This window comes from Gottschalkia purinilytica (assembly GCF_001190785.1).
In the GTDB taxonomy this organism is placed as follows: Bacteria; Bacillota; Clostridia; order Tissierellales; family Gottschalkiaceae; genus Gottschalkia_A; species Gottschalkia_A purinilytica.
Genome location: NZ_LGSS01000003.1, coordinates 281,290 through 301,060, shown reverse-complemented (window position 1 = coordinate 301,060; position 19,771 = coordinate 281,290). Strand labels below are relative to the sequence as shown.

The 19,771-nt window shown below is 28.3% G+C and carries 20 protein-coding genes; 18 read left to right on the top strand and 2 right to left on the bottom strand.

Features of this window, described 5'->3' with window-relative positions:
- The first annotated feature begins 159 nt into the window (after positions 1–159).
- The 12 genes from CLPU_RS04785 to CLPU_RS04730 all read left to right on the top strand — a co-directional run bounded on the left by CLPU_RS04785 (position 160) and on the right by CLPU_RS04730 (position 14,036).
- A complete protein-coding gene (locus CLPU_RS04785; RefSeq protein ID WP_050354505.1) occupies positions 160–699 on the top strand; it encodes a cupin domain-containing protein in 540 nt (179 codons plus the stop codon).
- A gap of 19 nt (positions 700–718) precedes the next feature.
- Positions 719–1,765 (top strand): spermidine/putrescine ABC transporter ATP-binding protein, encoded by a 1,047-nt coding sequence (potA, locus tag CLPU_RS04780; RefSeq protein WP_050354504.1) that lies wholly within the window; start codon positions 719–721, stop codon positions 1,763–1,765.
- Positions 1,765–2,604 carry an ABC transporter permease gene (locus CLPU_RS04775; protein ID WP_050354503.1) on the top strand — a complete coding sequence of 280 codons (840 nt, stop codon included), beginning with the start codon at positions 1,765–1,767 and terminating at the stop codon, positions 2,602–2,604. The genes potA and CLPU_RS04775 overlap by 1 nt, the downstream gene beginning before the upstream one ends.
- Positions 2,598–3,377, top strand: a complete 780-nt coding sequence (locus CLPU_RS04770; RefSeq protein WP_050354502.1) for an ABC transporter permease — start codon at positions 2,598–2,600, stop codon at positions 3,375–3,377. Before CLPU_RS04775 ends, CLPU_RS04770 begins: the two co-directional genes overlap by 7 nt.
- A gap of 20 nt (positions 3,378–3,397) precedes the next feature.
- Positions 3,398–4,450, top strand: a complete 1,053-nt coding sequence (locus CLPU_RS04765) for an ABC transporter substrate-binding protein (RefSeq protein ID WP_050354535.1) — start codon at positions 3,398–3,400, stop codon at positions 4,448–4,450.
- Positions 4,451–4,580: 130 nt separating this feature from the next.
- Entirely contained in the window at positions 4,581–5,492 is a 912-nt protein-coding gene (locus CLPU_RS04760) for an ROK family protein (protein WP_050354501.1), read from the top strand.
- Between the two features lie 75 nt (positions 5,493–5,567).
- The gene (locus tag CLPU_RS04755) at positions 5,568–7,805 is read left to right on the top strand and encodes a glycoside hydrolase family 31 protein (RefSeq protein WP_050354500.1); all 2,238 of its coding nucleotides are present in this window, start codon (positions 5,568–5,570) and stop codon (positions 7,803–7,805) included.
- Positions 7,806–8,196: 391 nt separating this feature from the next.
- On the top strand, positions 8,197–10,017 hold the full coding sequence (gene ade / locus CLPU_RS04750; protein ID WP_235436107.1) for an adenine deaminase: 1,821 nt from the start codon (positions 8,197–8,199) through the stop codon (positions 10,015–10,017).
- A gap of 97 nt (positions 10,018–10,114) precedes the next feature.
- Positions 10,115–11,344, top strand: a complete 1,230-nt coding sequence (locus CLPU_RS04745; protein ID WP_050354499.1) for an MFS transporter — start codon at positions 10,115–10,117, stop codon at positions 11,342–11,344.
- A 383-nt stretch (positions 11,345–11,727) separates the two neighbouring features.
- The gene (locus CLPU_RS04740; protein ID WP_050354498.1) at positions 11,728–12,111 is read left to right on the top strand and encodes a GntR family transcriptional regulator; all 384 of its coding nucleotides are present in this window, start codon (positions 11,728–11,730) and stop codon (positions 12,109–12,111) included.
- A gap of 1 nt (position 12,112) precedes the next feature.
- Positions 12,113–13,009, top strand: coding sequence for an ABC transporter ATP-binding protein (locus tag CLPU_RS04735; RefSeq protein ID WP_050354497.1), 897 nt, complete (start codon positions 12,113–12,115; stop codon positions 13,007–13,009).
- Positions 12,984–14,036: a hypothetical protein gene (locus CLPU_RS04730; protein ID WP_050354496.1), complete on the top strand. Its 1,053-nt coding sequence runs from the start codon at positions 12,984–12,986 to the stop codon at positions 14,034–14,036. Before CLPU_RS04735 ends, CLPU_RS04730 begins: the two co-directional genes overlap by 26 nt.
- 100 nt (positions 14,037–14,136) lie before the next feature.
- Here the strand turns inward: CLPU_RS04730 and CLPU_RS04725 are convergent, their stop codons facing one another.
- Both CLPU_RS04725 and CLPU_RS17975 read right to left on the bottom strand, forming a co-directional pair.
- Positions 14,137–14,409 (bottom strand): LiaI-LiaF-like domain-containing protein, encoded by a 273-nt coding sequence (locus tag CLPU_RS04725; protein ID WP_050354495.1) that lies wholly within the window; start codon positions 14,407–14,409, stop codon positions 14,137–14,139.
- Complete coding sequence (locus CLPU_RS17975) at positions 14,396–14,851, bottom strand: PspC domain-containing protein (protein ID WP_050354494.1); 456 nt, start codon at positions 14,849–14,851, stop codon at positions 14,396–14,398. Before CLPU_RS17975 ends, CLPU_RS04725 begins: the two co-directional genes overlap by 14 nt.
- A gap of 197 nt (positions 14,852–15,048) precedes the next feature.
- On the opposite strand from CLPU_RS17975, the gene CLPU_RS17505 reads away from it, so the two are divergent.
- From CLPU_RS17505 to CLPU_RS04695, 6 genes are all read left to right on the top strand, one after another.
- The gene (locus tag CLPU_RS17505; protein WP_164492052.1) at positions 15,049–15,225 is read left to right on the top strand and encodes a hypothetical protein; all 177 of its coding nucleotides are present in this window, start codon (positions 15,049–15,051) and stop codon (positions 15,223–15,225) included.
- 322 nt (positions 15,226–15,547) lie between these two features.
- Positions 15,548–15,844: an FHA domain-containing protein gene (locus CLPU_RS04715; RefSeq protein ID WP_235436106.1), complete on the top strand. Its 297-nt coding sequence runs from the start codon at positions 15,548–15,550 to the stop codon at positions 15,842–15,844.
- 11 nt (positions 15,845–15,855) lie between these two features.
- Positions 15,856–17,118 carry an FtsW/RodA/SpoVE family cell cycle protein gene (locus tag CLPU_RS04710; RefSeq protein ID WP_050354492.1) on the top strand — a complete coding sequence of 421 codons (1,263 nt, stop codon included), beginning with the start codon at positions 15,856–15,858 and terminating at the stop codon, positions 17,116–17,118.
- The gene (locus CLPU_RS04705) at positions 17,090–18,499 is read left to right on the top strand and encodes a peptidoglycan D,D-transpeptidase FtsI family protein (RefSeq protein WP_050354491.1); all 1,410 of its coding nucleotides are present in this window, start codon (positions 17,090–17,092) and stop codon (positions 18,497–18,499) included. Before CLPU_RS04710 ends, CLPU_RS04705 begins: the two co-directional genes overlap by 29 nt.
- A gap of 212 nt (positions 18,500–18,711) precedes the next feature.
- Positions 18,712–19,155 carry a cell wall hydrolase gene (locus CLPU_RS04700; protein ID WP_050354490.1) on the top strand — a complete coding sequence of 148 codons (444 nt, stop codon included), beginning with the start codon at positions 18,712–18,714 and terminating at the stop codon, positions 19,153–19,155.
- Positions 19,156–19,184: 29 nt separating this feature from the next.
- Positions 19,185–19,748 (top strand): hypothetical protein, encoded by a 564-nt coding sequence (locus tag CLPU_RS04695; RefSeq protein WP_050354489.1) that lies wholly within the window; start codon positions 19,185–19,187, stop codon positions 19,746–19,748.
- Positions 19,749–19,771: the final 23 nt, after the last annotated feature.

Genomic DNA, 19,771 nt, shown 5'->3' with positions numbered 1-19,771 from the left:
TAAAATAGAAAAATGCATTATAATGCATTTTTTTATTTTACTTTTGAAATTATTGTTGACTTTTTTATTATGGTATGATTATAATATATTTGCAATTTTGTTTAGTAATTATAAACCAAAAGTTTAATATACTTGATTATAAAAGCAAGGGTGATATTCGTGAAAATCGGAGAAAAAATTAGGCGTCTTAGAGTTAAGAGCTCATTAACTCAAGAAGAGCTTGCAAATAGATGTGAACTTACTAAAGGGTTTATATCACAATTGGAAAGAGATTTGACATCTCCTTCGATAGCTACATTAGTAGATATATTAGATGGATTAGGAACTAATTTAAGAGACTTTTTCAATGAAATGGAAGAAGAAAAAATAGTGTTTAGTAGAGATGATGTATTTGAAACAGAAAATGAAGAATTAAAATTTAACCTTCAATGGCTTATTCCTAACGCTCAGAAAAATCTTATGGAACCAATACTCGTAGAGCTTGAAGAGGGAGGAAAAACTAAAGAAGATTATCCTCATGAAGGAGAAGAGTTTGGATATGTACTTTCAGGAATTATAATTGTGCATATAGGAAAACAGAGATATAAAGCAAAAAAAGGAGATAGCTTTTACTTTAAGGCGCATTCTAATCACTATATAGAAAATATAGGAAAGAAAAAAGCAAAATTACTTTGGGTGAGTACACCACCAAGTTTTTAGAAGATTGGGGGTATTTATTATGGAAAAAAATATAATAATAGACTTAAAAAATATTTCAAAAACATACGACGATTTAGATGTTCTTCAAGATATAAATCTTTATATAAGAAAGAACGAATTTCTTACACTTCTAGGACCTAGTGGATGTGGTAAGACAACTACTCTTAGAATAATAGGAGGATTTGAACAGCCCACATCTGGTGATGTTATATTTGAAAATAAAATGATAAATAATATTCCTCCATATGAGAGGCAAATAAATACTGTTTTTCAAAAGTATGCTTTATTTCCACACTTAGATGTATTTGAAAATATAGCATTTGGACTAAAAATCAAAAAACTTGGAAAAGAAGAAATAAAAGAAAAAGTAAAGAACATCCTTAAGTTAGTTAATTTAAGTGGATTTGAAAATAGAGCTATAACATCATTAAGTGGTGGACAACAACAGAGAATTGCTATAGCAAGAGCTCTTGTTAATGAACCTAAAGTACTTTTATTAGATGAACCGTTAGGTGCATTGGATTTAAAGCTTAGAAAAGAAATGCAAGTAGAACTAAAAAACATGCAAAAAAGAGTTGGAATAACATTTATATATGTAACTCATGACCAAGAAGAGGCATTAAGTATGTCTGATACTGTAGTTGTAATGGATAAGGGTAAAATACAACAGATAGGAACTCCAGTAGATATATATAATGAACCTAAAAATGCTTTTGTAGCAAGTTTTATTGGAGAAAGTAATATAGTAGATGGAATTATGATGGAAGATTATCTAGTAGAATTTGCTGAAACCAAGTTTAAATGTGTGGATAAAGGATTTGAAGATAATGAAAATATAGATGTTATTATAAGACCTGAAGATATAAAAATAGTAGAGAAAGAAGATGGAATGTTAAAGGGTACTGTTAAATCAGTTACCTTTAAAGGTGTTCATTATGAAATGATAGTACAAGAAAAGGAAAGAGAATGGATGATTCATAGTACTGATATGGAACCAGTGGGAGCAGAAATAGGTATGAACTTTTCACCAGAGAGTATTCACATTATGAAAAAGGTGATTGAATAATGAAAAAAAGAACTTGGATATCATATCCATATGTACTATGGATGATTATATTTACTCTTATACCTATATTGTTGGTACTATTTTTGAGCTTAACAGATGGAAGATTATACAAGCTTGGTGAAATCCAATTTACACTTGATAACTTTAAAAGATTCTTACAACCTATTTATTTAGATGTATTTAAACGTTCATTAACTCTTGCAGGACTTTCTACTATTATATGCTTATTACTTGGATATCCTATGGCTATGATTTTATCAAGGATGGAACCTAGAAAAAGAAATATAGTATCTTTACTATTTGTATTACCCATGTGGATGAATTTTTTACTAAGAACTTATGCTTGGATGACTTTATTAGGAAGAAACGGAGTTATAAATAGATTTTTACAAACTATTGGACTGCCCACATTAAATTTAATGTATAATGATGGAGCAGTTTTGTTAGGTATGATATATAACTTTATACCATTTATGATATTGCCTATATATTCAGTATTGATAAAACTAGATGAAAGTCTTATAGAGGCTTCATATGATCTAGGTGCAAGTAAATTTAAAACATTTATGAGAATTATATTTCCACTTAGCTTACCAGGAGTAATATCAGGAATCACTATGGTATTCATGCCAGCGGTAAGTACTTTTGTTATTTCAAATTTACTTGGTGGTGGAAAATATAGTCTCATAGGTAATCTTATAGAACAACAATTCCTAAAAGTAGATGACTGGAGTTTTGGTTCAGCAATATCAATTATTATGATGATAATAATACTAATATTTATGGCTTTTACAGCAAAATATGATAAAGATAAAGAAGGGGGCGGTGGATTATGGTAGAAAAGGCCATAAAAAGAATTTATACAGCTTTACTTTTTATTTTTCTATATGCCCCTATAGGTATTTTAATAATATATTCATTTAATGAATCAAAATCAAGAGGAAGCTGGGGAGGATTCACCCTTAAGTGGTATTCAGAATTATTTAAAGATGAAAAAATAATGACATCACTATATTATACAATAGCAATTGCTATTATATCTTCAATAGTTGCTACTATTATAGGAACATTAGCTGCTATAGGCATACATAAAATGAAGCCTATAAGTAAACAAATAATTATGAATATAAATTATTTGCCAGTTTTAAATCCAGATATAGTAACTGGAGTTGCTCTTATGACTTTATTCATGTTCATGAATTTAGAGCTAGGATTTTTAAGTATGCTTTTAGCACATATTACATTTAATATACCATATGTTGTTTTAGCTGTTTTACCAAAACTAAGACAATTAAATAAATATTTATCAGAAGCTGCTATGGATTTAGGAGCAACGCCTTTTTATGCCTTCAGAAAGGTAGTATTACCAGAAATAATGCCAGGTGTCATTTCAGGAGCTTTAATTGCTTTTACATTGTCTATAGATGATTTTGTTATTAGTTTCTTTACTGCAGGTTCAGGTGTATCTAACCTTTCAATAACAATATTTTCTATGGCTAGAAGAGGTATAAAGCCTACAATTAATGCTCTTTCTACAATAATGTTTTTAAGTGTATTAATATTACTATTACTTATAAATAAGAAATCTTTGAAAGAAGCTAAGAAAAAATAAAAAGGAGGATGATAGGTAAAATGAAAAGAGTTTTAAAACTTTTAGTAACTTTTGTTTTGATAATATCCATAGGAATGGTTGGTACTGGTTGTGGTTCTAAGAATAACAACAAAAAAGTTTTAAATGTATATAACTGGGGAGACTATATTGATGAATCAGTTTTAGAGGAATTTGAAAAAGAGTACGGAATTAAAGTTATTTATGATAATTTTGCTACGAATGAAGAAATGTATATAAAAATAAAATCAGGTGGAACAAGTTATGATGTAGCTTTTCCTTCGGATTACATGATAGAAAAAATGATAAAGGAAGGTTTATTACAAAAAATAGACTATAACAATATAGAAAACTATAAATATATATCAGATAATCTTAAAAAACTAGATTTTGATCCTACTAGTGAATATTCTGTACCATACTTCTGGGGAACAGTTGGGATATTATATAATAAAACTATGGTGAAAGAACCTGTAGATAGTTGGAATATACTATGGGATTCTAAATATAAAGGAAAAATACTAATGATAGATAGTCAGAGGGATTCTATAGGTGTAGCTCTTAAAAAATTAGGATACTCAATGAATTCTACTGATCCAAAACAACTAGAAGAAGCTAAAAGTGAGCTTATGAAACAAAAACCATTAGTTCTTTCGTATGTTGGAGATGAAGGTAAAGACATGATGATAGGTGAAGAGGCCGCAATGTCAGTTGTATGGTCAGGTGATGCAGTATACACTATGTCTGAAAATGAAAATTTAGCTTATGCTATACCAAAAGAAGGAACAAATTACTGGTTTGACAGTGTAGTAATACCTAAAACAAGTAAACATAAAAAAGAAGCTGAATTATTTATTAACTTTTTATGTAGACCAGAAATAGCTCAAAAGAATGCAGAATATGTGGGATATTCTACACCAAATAAAGAAACTATGAAAAAATTAGATCCTAAACTTGTAAAAAATAAAGCACTATATCCAAATGAAGAACTTATGAAAAATAGTGAAGTATTTAGAGATTTAGGAGATTCAATAAAGCTATATGACACAATTTGGACAGAAGTAAAATCAAAATAAAATAATTATAAAAAAGAAAGTTCTAATATTATTAGAACTTTCTTTTTATTTATATCTTTCTATAAAAGAATAATCTTTCTATGTAAATAATAATAATTAAAATAAGGAAATTGCTTAAGGGGTTGAGGTTTTGAGAAAAGCTATAGGAATAGATATAGGAGGGACAAAAATAAAAGGTGGAATTATAGATGAAGAAGGAAATATATTAAAAAGCATAATATTAGATACAGATGCTAACAAAGGAAGAAATATGGTTTTGAAAAAAGTAAGAGAAATAATAGAAAATTTAATTAGAAATGAAAAGAAAGTAGTAGGTATAGGAATAGGTTCTCCAGGTGCTATTAATATAGAAAAAGGAAAAATAGAAATTTTAGAAGGGAATATGTATAACTGGAGTGGAGTTAATTTAAGAACAGAACTTAACAGCTTTTTTGATTTGCCTATATTCATAGAAAATGATGCAAACTTAGTTGGACTCTGTGAAAGATGGATAGGAGAAGGGCAAAATACAGATGCATTTGTTGTTTTAACTTTGGGTACAGGACTAGGAGGGAGTATATATGTAAAAGATGATATACTTCATGGAAGTGATTGGAGATGTGGAGAGATAGGCCATACAATACTATATCCTAATGGAAGAGAGTGTAAATGTGGACAAAAAGGATGTACGGAACAATATGTGTCAGGAAGAGGAATAGAAAAAACATATTATGAGAAGACGGGTATATATTTAAGTTCTAAAGAAATATTTAATAGATGTTCTAAGGGAGAACAAACTGTAAAAGAAACAATTTCTGAATTCATAGAAAATCTAGCTATATTAATTATAACCATAAAAAACATGATAGATCCCGATAAAATAATAATAGGTGGAGGATTAGTACACTCCAGGGATCATTGGTGGAAACCCATGATAGATTATTATAATAACAATTGTAATATTACTAAAGGAACTACTATAGTTACAGCAAGACATCTCAATAACTCAGGAGTGATAGGTGGAGGAAAGCTCGTGTTTGAAAATATTTCAAGTGATGAATAGTTTAATATAGATAATATTTATAAATATAGTTTTATATTTTATATTCAGTGTAAATAAGTTAGAGGTGATATTATTATGATAACTCCAATAAATAATGGTTACTTTATGAAAAATGATGATTTATTTTTGCATATAAATTTTTACAAAGATAATATAGTGAGATTTACATATAGTAAAACTATAGATTTAAGAAATTCATCTTATGCACTAATAAGAAGTCCTGTAAAAATAGATTCTAAACATACAAACAATACAATAACTACAAATAGTTTTAAGATAAAAATACATAAAAAGACACTTAAAGTTTCTATATGTGATAAATTAGGAAATATAATAAGCAGTGATAAAGATATATATACTAATCAAAATAAAATTATAAAAAGTATTTCTTGGGAAAAAGGTTTTTATGGCATGGGTGAAAAGTACGGGCATATAAACTTAAAAGGGACTAAAACTTCTAACTGGAATACAGATGTTTTAGGAAAGTATGGTATTCATAATTCAGCAATAAAAGAATATCATACATCTATACCATTTTATATTGGATTAGACAAAGATAAATGTTATGGAGTTTATTTTGATAATACATACAAAACTTTTTTTGACTTTGGTAAAAATAAAGAAGATGAGCTAACATTTAGTGCAGAAGGTGGGGATATAGATTACTATTTTATATATGATAACAATATACAAAAAGTTATAGAAGGATATTGTTTTTTAACAGGAACAAATACGTTACCAAGAAAAGATTTTCTTGGATATCATCAGAGTAGATATAGCTATAGTAATAAAGACGAGCTAATGTATGTAGCAAAAAAAATGAGAAAAGAAAAGATACCTTGTGATGTCTTATACTTAGATATCGACTATATGAAAGATTATAAAGTATTTACTATTGATAGTGAAAAATTCTGTGAATTTAGAGATATGATGATAAGTTTAAAGAAAATGAATTATAAGTTAACTGTAATAATAGATCCTGGAATAAAAGTAGAGGAAAACTATCATGTATATAAACAGGGCAAAGAACAAGAATTTTTCATAAAAGATTCTTTGGGAGAAGTATATATCGGAAAAGTATGGGGAGGAGATTCTGTTTTTCCAGACTTTTTAAGAGAAAATGTTAGAAAATGGTGGGGAGAGCTACATAAAGAATTTATAGATTTGGGAATAGAAGGCATATGGAATGATATGAATGAACCCGCTGATTTTTCTACAAAATCTAAAACAATTCCAATAGATACAGTTCATTTAGATGATAAAGACGATAAAAAAACTCACGATGAAATACATAATATATATGGACTATTACAATCCATGGCTACATATGAAGGGATAAGAAATATAAATCCTGATAAAAGGTCATTCATTCTTACAAGAGCTGCTTTTGCAGGAAGTCAACGATATTCAGCATTATGGACAGGAGATAATGCTAGTACATGGGAAAATCTACAGTATAGTATACCTATGTATTTGAATTTAGGTATTAGTGGATATTCATTTATTGGAAGTGATGTTGGGGGATTTTTAGAAGATAGTAATGGAGAATTACTTACTAGATGGACACAGCTAGGAGTCTTTACACCTTTATTTAGAAACCATAGCGATAAGGGAACTGTTAACCAAGAACCATGGTGTTTTGGAGAAAAATATAAAAATATAATAAAAAAATATATAGAGTTGAGATATAAGCTAGTTACTTATATTTATAACTTAATGAAAGAAAGTAGTAATACTGGAAAACCAGTTATAAGGCCTTTATTTTATCATTATCAAAATGATGAAAATACTTATAATATAAACGATCAGTTTTTATTTGGAGAAAATATATTAGTTTGTCCAGTAATTTCGCCAAAGACTAAAAAGAGAATGGTGTATCTACCTAAAGGTGAGTGGTATTGCTTTTGGACAAAAAGAAAAATAAAAGGAAAAAGATATATAACGGTAGATACACCATTAGATATAATTCCAATATATATAAAGAGTGGATCGATAATTCCAATGAATAGAGTATGTCAATATATAAAGAAAGATTATCAGATATTAGATATACATTTTTATTTAGGGACAAATAATTCATATAATCTTTATTTAGATGATGGACTTAGTTTTAAATATAAAAAGGGAATATACTCACAGATAGAGTTCAAAATTCGACAGGAAAAAGATAGAGTAATTATAAAGTCGAAAGTTTTAAAAAATAAGTATCCTATTCCAAAATTTAATGTACATATTCATGGATTAAGAAACAATAAATCTAGTAAGTTTTCTTTGGATAAAAAAGAATTTAGTATTATATTAAAAACAAGATGATACATACAAAATATTACAAAAAATACAAAATATATTGACATATGTAAAAAAATGCTATATAATATCGTTAAATATATATACAATATATACCCTTGAACAATATAGACTAGATGTAATTAAAATTCCTTTCAGTTTTAAATTTTTTTTATCACATCTGAAAACGATTTCCTAAATTTATTATAAATTTAAAGAATAAAAACTGTACAACCTCATATAATTTAATGAAGCAATAATTATGCGAAAAAGAGAGGGGGTATAATATAAAAAAATGCGCTATTAAAAGTTCATGATATTATTGGATTTAATAATATCATGAACTTTTTTTCTTGAATAATAAAGTTTAAAAATATAATAAAAATTAAAAATAAAATAATTAAGGGGGAAAACTATTTTGTCAAAATTAAATGCTAAAGATTTTAAAAAAACTATAGAATATAGAGAGATGATAGATTCTCTAATGGCTGATGATAGATTCGCAGATGTAGTTTTAAAAAATGGAAATATTATAAATGTTTTAACCAGAAAAATTTATAAAGCTGATATAGCTATTAAGGGTAAGTATATCCTTTTAGTAGGTGAATCAGAAGGCTTAATAGGCGCAGAAACGGAAGTTATTGATGTAACAGGGAAGTATCTATCTCCTGGATTTATTGACTCACATATGCATTTTGAAAGTAGCATGTTAACTGTCACTGAGTTTTCGAGATTATCAATACCATCAGGAACTACGACATTAGTAGCAGATCCACATGAAATAGGAAATGTTTTAGGCCCCATAGGTATGAAAGCTATAGCTGATGAAGCAAGTGTAGTTCCAAATCATGTTCATATAGTTGTTCCGGCATTAACTCCAGATTGTCCTGCACTTGAAACTGCTGGATATGATGTAACTTCAGATGATATGGAGGAATTATTAAATTACAAGAACATAATAGGAATAGGAGAATTACAAGGATTTAGTAATGCAAAGCATGTGTATAGAAATTCACCAGAAATAGTTACAGATTTAGTAGCTTCAACAGTTTATGCTTCAAGTATAGGAAAAGTAGTAGATGGTAATGCTCCAGAGTTGTTTGGCAAAGAACTAGCCGCACATATTATATCATGTGCTGGAGAATGTTCTTGTCACGAAACTACAACTAAAGCAGAAGCTATTGAAAAACTTAATCAAGGAGTTTATTTATTTATGAGGGAGGGATCAACTCAAAGAAATATGTCTGAATGTATAAAAGCAGTTACTGAAGAAGGATTTGATTCGAGAAGATGTATTTTGGCAACAGATGATATGGTTGCAGCAGACTTAGAAACTGTAGGACATATGAATGAAATCGTAAGAAGAACTATAGCAGAGGGAGTAGACCCAGTTGAGGCTATACAAATGGTAACAATAAATGCAGCTACTTATTTTGGATTTAAAGATAAAGGTGTTTTAGCACCAGGTAAATTAGCTGATATTGCTATTATTTCAGATATTAATAAGATGAAAGTGGAAAGCGTTTACTTAGAAGGTAAGTTAGTAGCATCTCAAGGAAAACTATTACTGGAGTTACCTAAATACACATATCCAGAAGTAGTTAAAAATTCAGTTAAAAGAGGAAGTATAACAGAGAAAGATATATCAATAAGTGTAGATGAAAATAGTGTTAATGTTAGATGTATAGAGTGTATTCCAGATCAGAATCTAAGTGGAGATCTAGAATTTACTCTTAAAGTAAAAGATGGGATAGTATGTCCAGATATAAATCAAGATGTTCTTCCTATAATTTGTGTTGAAAGACATGGACGAACTGGAAACATAGGTAAATCCTTTGTAAAAGGATTTGGACTAGAACAGGGGGCATTTGCAGAATCTGTAAGTCATGATACGCACAATATTATAGCTACAGGAACGAATTTAAAAGATATAACAATTGCAATAAATAGAGTTATAGAACTAGGAGGAGGACTGGCAGTAGCTAAAGATGGAGATATCATAGGAGAACTAGGACTTCCTATTGGAGGACTCATGACAGATGAACTAACGGGACATGAAGTAAGTGAAAGAATATCTTTATTAGAAAAATTAGCAAAAGATGAATTAGGATGTAAAATACATGCTCCATTTATGCATTTATCATTCTTATCACTATCTACAAGTCCAAAATGGAAAATAACAGATAAAGGACTAGTTGATGTAAATAATTTTAACATACTATCTCCTATTGTAGAATAATAATTTATAGTACTAAATAAGGCTAACAAAAATTTTTGTTAGCCTTATTTTAGAAGAATAATAGTGAAAATTAAATTCAAGAAGTGGAGGAATGAGCTTGTCTACTGAAAATATAGAATCTGTAGATACTCAAAAGAAAAAGTATTTACTTGAACCAATAGGTTCTCCAATAGGATTTGGAGTTATTATTTTAATAGGAGTTTTGATATACTTTATTCTAACTAATATACAAAATATAACATATTGGCTACCATATGAAGAAATCGCCAAGAATTCAGGGAATAACTTATTTTATAAAATTATATGGATGGTAAAAGACTTTTCAGAACCTCAATTTTATGGTGGATTGTTTGCTGGATTAGGAGTAATATTGGGTGGAATAGTTGCATGGATACTAGATGTTAAAAAATCCAAGTTTGCAGGATTTAATATTTCATATGGATTAAATGTTTGGCCATGGGTTTTTGCTTCTCAAATATTATCCTTATTATTAGCAGTATTTGCATTTAAATATATAACTTTGTTAGATAAAGGACATAATTGGATACCTACTTTTTTGGTTCTTGTAGGAGCTCCACAAGCTGTAATGATAATATATGGACCAAGTAAACGAGCATTAATCACTGGATCTATACTTGGAGGATTAATTACTCCACCTATAGCACTTTGGCTGTCTGATGGAATAGTTACAATACTGAGACTGCCATTAGCAATATCTAACTATATAGCACTAGCTACTGCTATAACTATAACTCTACAAGTTTGTAAGATAGCTCCTTGGATGAAGAAATCAGATTTTAATGTTGATGAAGAAGATGCAGAAGAAGTAAGTAGAAAGATAGAATATGAGCAATTAAAAAGTCCAATATGGTTTATAAGAAGAGTTCTTGCAGATTTTACAGATCCACTGTTTTATGGAAATGAAATAGCTACAATATTTCTAATAATTGGTGCCATTATTGACTGGTTTCTAAATACAAAACATGGATTATTAGGGACTGGAGTATTTCCAGGAATACTATTGTCACAACTTATAGGGGGAGGAATAGGAGTACTTTTATATGGAAGAAAGCATATAGAATATGGATGGTATCCTACATATATTCCAGTAGTAAGTGTAGGGCCTATATGTGTACTAACTTTTGGAGCAACTTTACCAGTCATTATTTTTTCATCCGTATTTGGAGGAATAATAGGACCTCCTTTTGCTGAATTACTAAATAGAAATATACCGGATCACTTACATGGAGTTATACCTAATATGGTAGCGATGGCATTAACTAGTATAATGGCGTTATTAGTAATGAACTATCTACCGTGGTTTTAATAAAAATTAGAAATATTAATAGCTTGTTAAATAACTATACCGAATAGTTTTTAACAAGCTATTTTTATATTTACTGTTAAATAGATACTTGACTCCCAAATAATGGTTTGATAATATTGAACTATAACAAGTGTACTATAACAAATAGTACACTGACTATGTATATAAGCTAAGTTATAAAATAACTATTTATATTAATATTAAAAACAATAATTTAATTAAATTATTATAAAAATTTTAAAGAACTAAGTTAGAAAAAATATTAACAATTCATTACTTAATTATTTTATTATTTTTATGTTTAGCTATTCAACAGGCTAATATAAAAAGTAAAAGAATACCTTTGGCTTAAGCTATAGCAAATACTTTGTGGAGGTGAGATATTGTTTAATATAGATGTTACAAGTTCTATACCAATATATATACAAATTATTGATAGTGTAAAAGAGGCTATATTAAAAGGAATTTTAAGTCCAGGGGAAAAGCTGCCTTCAGTTAGAGAATTAGCAAGAACATTAACTATAAATCCAAATACTATACAAAAAGCTTATCAAGAACTTGAAAGACAAAAGGTTATAGTAACAGTTAGAGGAAGAGGAACTTTTATATCCGATAACTATAAGCCTAATATGGATAAGGAAAGAATGAGTAAATTAGAAGATTTATTAAAAAAGTGTATTGTCGAAGCTCATTATATAGGAGTTAGAAAAGACGATATAATTTTAATGATAGAAGAGCTTTTTGAAGAATTGGAAAGGGGTAGATAAAATGATTGATATAGAAGGGGTAAGTAAAGTTCTAGAAGGGAGGAAGGTATTAGATAATATTAATTTGCATATAAATAAAGGTTCTATATTTGGGTTAATAGGACCAAATGGTGCAGGAAAAACTACTCTAATTAAGTGTATAGTTGGAATTTATGAAATAGATAATGGAAAAATCATTATAAATAACGAGATAGCTAAGAATAATGTCAATATAAGATCTATAATAGGATATGTTCCAGATTTTATACATTTTTATCCGTATTTTAAAGTGGATGATATGATTAAGTTTTATAGAAATACATATTATTCGTGGAATGATAAAAGATTTGAACAGCTTATAAAAATCTTTAATATAGATACTAAAAAGAAAATAAGAAATTTGTCTAAAGGTATGAAAACTCAATTGTCTATATTGCTTAATCTATCTATAATGCCAAGAATACTAATATTAGATGAGCCTACATCGGGACTTGATCCAGTTATTAGAAAGAAGGTACTAAATTTAATAGTAGATGAGGTAAGTCAAAATCAAACTACTGTGTTCATATCTACACATAATTTAGGGGAAGTAGAACGAATATGTGATCATATAGGAATAATACATGAAGGTAAAATTATTGAAGAAGAAAAAATAGAAGATTTAAAAAATAAAATAGGAAAGTTACAAGTAGTTTTTAAAGATACTCTACCAGAAGAAGTTAAAAATCATGATGATATATTAAAGATCGAGAAAAGAGGAAGGGTTTATCATATTGTAGTCAAGGATATGAAAGAAATGTATACATTTATAGAAAATTATAATCCTGTTATATTAGAAACTATAAATATGGACTTAGAGGAAATATTTTTATATAAGATGGGAGGAGAAGGATATGAATTTGAAACTAATTCCATTTAATAAAAATTTATTTTGGAAAGATTGGAAAATAACTAAGTGGATAACAATCTTAGCAAGTATCCTAATTTTTTTTGATATGCCTCTTCGTATATATAGTGAGATAAATAGATATAATGTATTTATTAAAAGAATAAAAGATATATCAGAAACAATGATACTTAACAAGTCTTTAGAAGTAGGAATAGAGGATGTTTTTAATCATATTTATGGAATTACACCATACATAATACTTATATATCCAATAATTATAATATTAATTTTGTTTGGTGAAGAAAGAAGAAACAAAACCATGGAACTAATGACATATATGCCTTATTCTAAATACGAGATATTTTTTAATAAAGTATTAGTAGGAGTAACTAATATCGTAATTCCATATATAATTAATGGAATTATAATCTTAGTTATATTAGCAACTCATCCTGTACTTAAAGAAATTAAAAACTTGTATCTAAATATAATGTGGATTATGAACTCAATAATAGTATCTATAGCTATAATGAGCTTTAGTCTCATATTTGCTACACTCACAGCTAATAGTATAGGTCAAATAGCTTTAACAAGTATATTTATATATTTTCCTGCAGGTATAACAGTTTTATTAAGGATAAATATGGAGCCAATGATGATATTAAGACAAGGTAACATGCTTTATGATAGATTTTACAAGATTAGTTTAATAATGCATAAATTTTCTCCTGTAGATTATATACGTTTTATCAATACTACTATAGAATTAATCATACTAATAATAGTCTCTATAATGTTAATACTAATATCTAAGAAATTATTCGATAAAAATAAAAATGAAAGAAATGGAGAACTACTCCAATTTAAAAATCTGGAACTATTTTTTAAAGCGGGAGTAACTATTTGTGTTATGCTAACAATAAGTCCTTTAATATTTCAAAGAGTAGGAAAGGGATCTATCATAGGATTTATATTGATTTATGCTATAGGGGCATTGATAGGATTATTTATTTCTAAGAAATGCATAAAGTTAAGTAAATCAAGTGTTACCACATAGCATTTAAACTTTATTAATATGTATTTAAAAATATATAATTAAAGACACATAGATTAACTATTAGAACTTAACTATGTGTCTTTTTAACCAAGTAAAGATACTATATAAAGTTAGTTATATAGTTGTTTTTAAGCATAATATATGCTACTACGATTCCTAACATTAATATCCAAGAAACGCTCCTTACAGCTCTACTACTTGAAACCCAGTGTACACCTAAAAGAATTAACGCTAATGGCCATAGGTCAACAACATTTTTTAACTGCTTAAATACATCAATAATAGATATACTAATTAGACCAAGATTATTTAATAACCAAAATCCACCAAGAAAAATTAAAATTGAACCTAAAATAACACTATCTCTTTTCATTATTTTTACCTCCTCTAATAAGTATGAATATTCCTGCGATTATTAATAGTGCGGCGTATATATATTCAGGATCAAATATGAAGAACTTTCTAATTAAAAATAATAGACCAATTATTATAAAAAATATACCTAACATTCTTTTATTTTTTTCATTAAAAGTAAAGCTACTAGAATTATGAGGAGTATATTGCTTATAAGAACCAGTATTATTGTTATAATGATATTGACCTTGACTATTATAAGCATTACTTCCATTTGGATCTTGAGGCATCAAAATAGCACATAATATATAACCAAATACTGCAAAACCATGTAAAGATAATCCTAAAATAATCCAGATAACTCTTACTATATCTGAGCTTATATCAAAGTGTTTTCCCAGACCTCCACATACTCCGCTTATCATCTTATCAGAATTAGAACGGTAAATGTTAATAGACATTTAAAGGCTCCTTTCTAAAGAAATAGAATCTTCTTAATTAAATATATTAACTTAGACATTAAAAATATACTTTGAGATTTATTATACCACTTTTATTTAATATAAAGTAGTATATAAAAATTGAAATAATATAAAACATTGATTAATTACTAATTTTTAGGAAAAACTAAAGATATTATGATCATAGGAGGTGCATTATGGATAAGAAATATGTAGTAAGAACAGATGTAAAGCTATCAAATGCGATGACAAGAGAAGAAGCTATCAAGGCAGTAAAGGAATATGAAAGTCAAGGAGTATCAGCTTATATAGTATCTGAAACAGAGGCAGAAAGAATAAAAGATAGCGAATTTAATAAGCCAAGTTGGAAATAAAGATATTAGCTCATGAGTTATCATGAGCTAATATTATATAAAAAGTACTAAATATTATTTAAAATAATATATTTTTATAGTATATTAATAGAATATAAAAAAGATGCATTTATGGTATTATTAATATATAATAAATTATTGTTATAGTCTTGAAATATAATTAATATTATTGTATGGTGGTGGTTAAATGTTTAATATTGTCTCTTTAACTTTTAGATATATATTTATAGTTTTAATATACTTATTTATGTTAGGAATTATAAGACTAATTTACTTAGATATTAAAAGTATGAGAACATTCAACGGGGAGAACAGTACTTATTTGAAATTAATAAATAGAAAAGAAACAGTTCCATTTAAAATAAAAGATGAGTATACGTTAGAAAATGAAGTTAAAATTGGTAGGAGTAATCAAAATGATATAGTTATTAGAGATCCTTACTTGTCCAAGAATCATGCTCGTATAATAACAGATGAAGGACAGTTTTTTGTAGAAGATCTAAAAAGTATAAATGGAACATATATAAATAATAACAGAATATATGACGTAACCAAGCTTAAAAATGGAGACAGAATAAAAGTAGGACAAATAGAGTTTTTATTTGTAGATCAAGACTAGAGGTGTTTATTATGTTAAGAAAACTAATGTGTAGAACCCCTCAAGGATTATTGGCTATTGTTAATATTTTGGGGTTGTTACTATTATTATTTTATAATAAAGAACTTGATAAAAAAATTATAATATCGGTTTCTTTATTTATGCTAACTGTATATATATCTAATTTAATACTATATAAGATTTCAAATGGAGACCATTATATATTTCTTGTAGTATCTATGCTTACAAGCATAGGCGTAATAATGATATATAGGATAAGTCCTGCAAGAGGACTTAGACAAATAGTTTACTATGGTATAGGAATAGTTGGATTTTATGTAACTTATTTTATTTTGAAAAATATAAAGAATTGGTCCAAATATACAGAAATATACCTAATAGCATCTTTAGGACTATATATTTTTACGTTAATCTTTGGTACAAGGATAGGTGGTGCTACCAACTGGATCAGAATTGGAGGATTTGGGCTTCAGCCTTCAGAGATTATAAAAGTTTTGTTTATTTTCTTTTTAGCATCATATTACGTAAATAGAGAAAAATATGTAAAAAAATTTGGAAGTAAAACTAGCTATATATTTATGGCATTAAGCTATACTTATGTTGGATTTTTGTTTTTACAAAAAGAGCTGGGAACAGCATTACTGTTTTTTTTAGTGTTTAATGCAATATTCTTTGTTTATGAACCAGATAGAAAACTTATTTTGTTTAATGTAATAGGAGCAGCAGTTATGGCAATTGCTGGGTATTTCTTATTCAGTCATGTTAGGTTAAGAGTGGATATTTGGTTAGATCCTTGGAAGGACTTAACTAGTAGAGGATATCAGATTGTACAATCTTTGTTTGCTATAGCTTCTGGAGGTTTTTTTGGAACAGGTGTAGGATTAGGACATCCAGAATTTGTTCCAGAAGTTCATACAGACTTTATATTTGCAGCTATATGTGAGGAAATGGGTATATTTGCTGGTATAGCGATAATGATGCTGTTTATGGTTATAGTTTATAGAGGAATAAAGATAACTATACAACAACAAGATAAATTCTTTAGAATAATAGCATTAGGAATAACAGCAACATTAGGATTTCAAGCTTTCATAATACTAGGTGGTGTTATAAAGATGATACCTTTAACAGGTATTACCTTACCTTTTATAAGTTATGGTGGAAGTTCCTTAATATCAAGTTTCATAGCTTTAGGGGTATTGCAAGTTGCGTCTGAAGAGCTTGATATAGAACAGGAGGAAGAACATGAATACAGAGTCCAAGAGGATAATTAGTATACTTGTTGTACTATGTACATTATTCATTAGTTTAATAGTGTATTTAAGTTACTTTGAGATATTTGTAGCTTCTGGTATAAAAGATCATTATTATAACAGGAGAAGATGGATAGGAGAAGACAAAATATTAAGGGGTAAGATTACAGATAGAGATGGAAAAATCTTAGCATATAGTGAAAAAGAAGGAGAAACTAAGCAATCTAGAAATTATAACTATGGTTCACTATATGGTCATATTATAGGATATAGTTATAAAGAATATGGAAGATCAGGTTTAGAATCAAAATATAATAAAGAATTACTTAATTTAAAAGATTCAAATCCTATTGAAGAATTAAAAAATATATTAGCAAGTAACAAAGAAAAGTATGGAAATGATTTAGTTCTAACAATAAAACATGAACTTCAAAAAGAAGCATATGATTCATTACATGGTAAAAAAGGATCAATAGTACTTATGAATCCTAAGACTGGTGAAGTGTATGCTATGGCAAGTAACCCAACATTTAATCCTTCAACTATGAAGCAAAATTGGGAAAGTATAGTTGAAAGTCAAGACAGTCCATTGTTAAATAGAGCTACTATGGGATTATATGCTCCAGGTTCTATATTTAAAGTAATAACAGCTACTGGTGCTTTAGAAAATACAGACATAAAGAATAAATATAATTGTGAGGGATCTATCAATCTAGGTGGTTTTGTATTGAATGACTATCAGAAGAAGGGTCATGGAAAATTAACTATAGAACAAGCTTTAACAAAATCATGTAATACTTCTTTTGCCCAAATAGGGTTACAGTTAGGGCAAGATAGATTAAAAGAAGTAGCAGAAAAATATATGTTGAACAAGGAGATCCCTTTTGATCTACAAGTATCAAAATCCACATTTTCTACTAAGTCAATGGATAAAGCTGAGTTAGGATTAACTTCTATAGGTCAGGGAAAAACCTTAGTAACTCCTTTAAATATGGCTATGGTAGCATCAGCAATAGCTAATGAGGGGCAGATGGTTAAACCTATCTTAGTAAAAGAAGTACAATCAAAGGATGGAGAAGTAATAAAAGAAAACTTTACTGAGGTGCTATCAGAAGTTACTAGTAATACAGTAGCAGAGGAAATAAAAGATATGATGGTTAACGTCGTAAAAGAAGGAACAGGAAAGTCAGCTAAAATAAGAAATGTAGAAGTTGCAGGTAAGACTGGTACTGCTGAAAATCAAACAGGTAAATCTCATGCATGGTTTATTGGATTTGCTCCAGCAGATGATCCAGAAGTCGCTGTAGCGGTCATACTTGAAAATGAAGGAAGTACAGGTGGTAAAAGTGCTGCACCTATAGCTAGAAATATGATAATATCTGCTTTAAATAACTTAAGATAATATAAATTTTAATTTTTACTAGAGTTAAGCTCTGAAAAATAATTATGAGTGATTAAAAAAATTTCTTATATTAAGTAATATAGAAATAACCCTCTAAGTTATATAACTTAGAGGGTTATTTTCATGTAAATTATTTTATGTAAAAAGTTATTGTAGCAAATTATTTATTTATTAATATATTAATAATATGTGAAATTAAAGGGGGGATAATATTGCCATTTTCAGATAGAGAGCTATTTGCAAGAATTATAAAGTGTGAAGCAGGTGGAGAAGGAGATACAGGGATGAAGGCAGTAGCTACTGTTATTATGAATAGAGCACAGGTAGGATACGGAGAGTATAGAAGAGTAAATCAAGGAGATTTAAGAAGAGTTATAACTCAAGAAGGACAATTTGATTGTATGAGAGGTACTATAAGAGGTGCACCTAATCCTCAGAACGTATGGGCAACCCCACCAGAAGCCGTACACTATCAAATTGCTGACTGGGCATTAGCTGGAAATAAGCTTTGGAATATAGGACAGTGTTTGTGGTATATGAATCCATTCGTACCTACGTGTCCTCCAACTTTTCCTTACAATGGTAGCGGAACTCTTAATTCAAGGATAAGAAAACATTGTTTCTATGATCCTACAGCTTTATATGCAGAGACATAATTATTAAAATTTTAAGGAGGTTATAAATAATGAGTTATGAAGATAACATAGTAAAACCAATTTTACCTAAAAGACATATGGAGATACCATATGAATACTTATATGATGAATATATGGACTATTACGATGATTACAATGATTACGATGATTATGATGATTATGATGATTACGATGATTATAATGATTATGATGATTTTATAATTCCTTCATATATAGAAGTTCCTGCAGGAATGCAACCACCAGATAGGAGACCACCTTCAGCTCGACCACCTTCAACTCGACCGATATCGCCAATAGACAGAGAGCCATCTAGACCCGCTCCTATTACTCCTATTACTCCTATTGAGCAGCCTGAGTTAGATAGTGATAGAATGCCTGTTATGAGAGATAGAGGATATATACAAGGGTACTTAAGAACTGTAATAGGAAGATATGTAAAAGCAGAGTTTATATTAGGAACAAATATGTTAATGGATAGAGAAGGAACATTGATAGATGTAGGAATAGACCATATAGTTTTAAGAGAGCCTGAAACAGATGATTTAATTTTAGCAGATTTGTATTCTATAAAATTTGTAAGAATTTATTACTAAAAATAGTAAAGAGAGTTAATGAC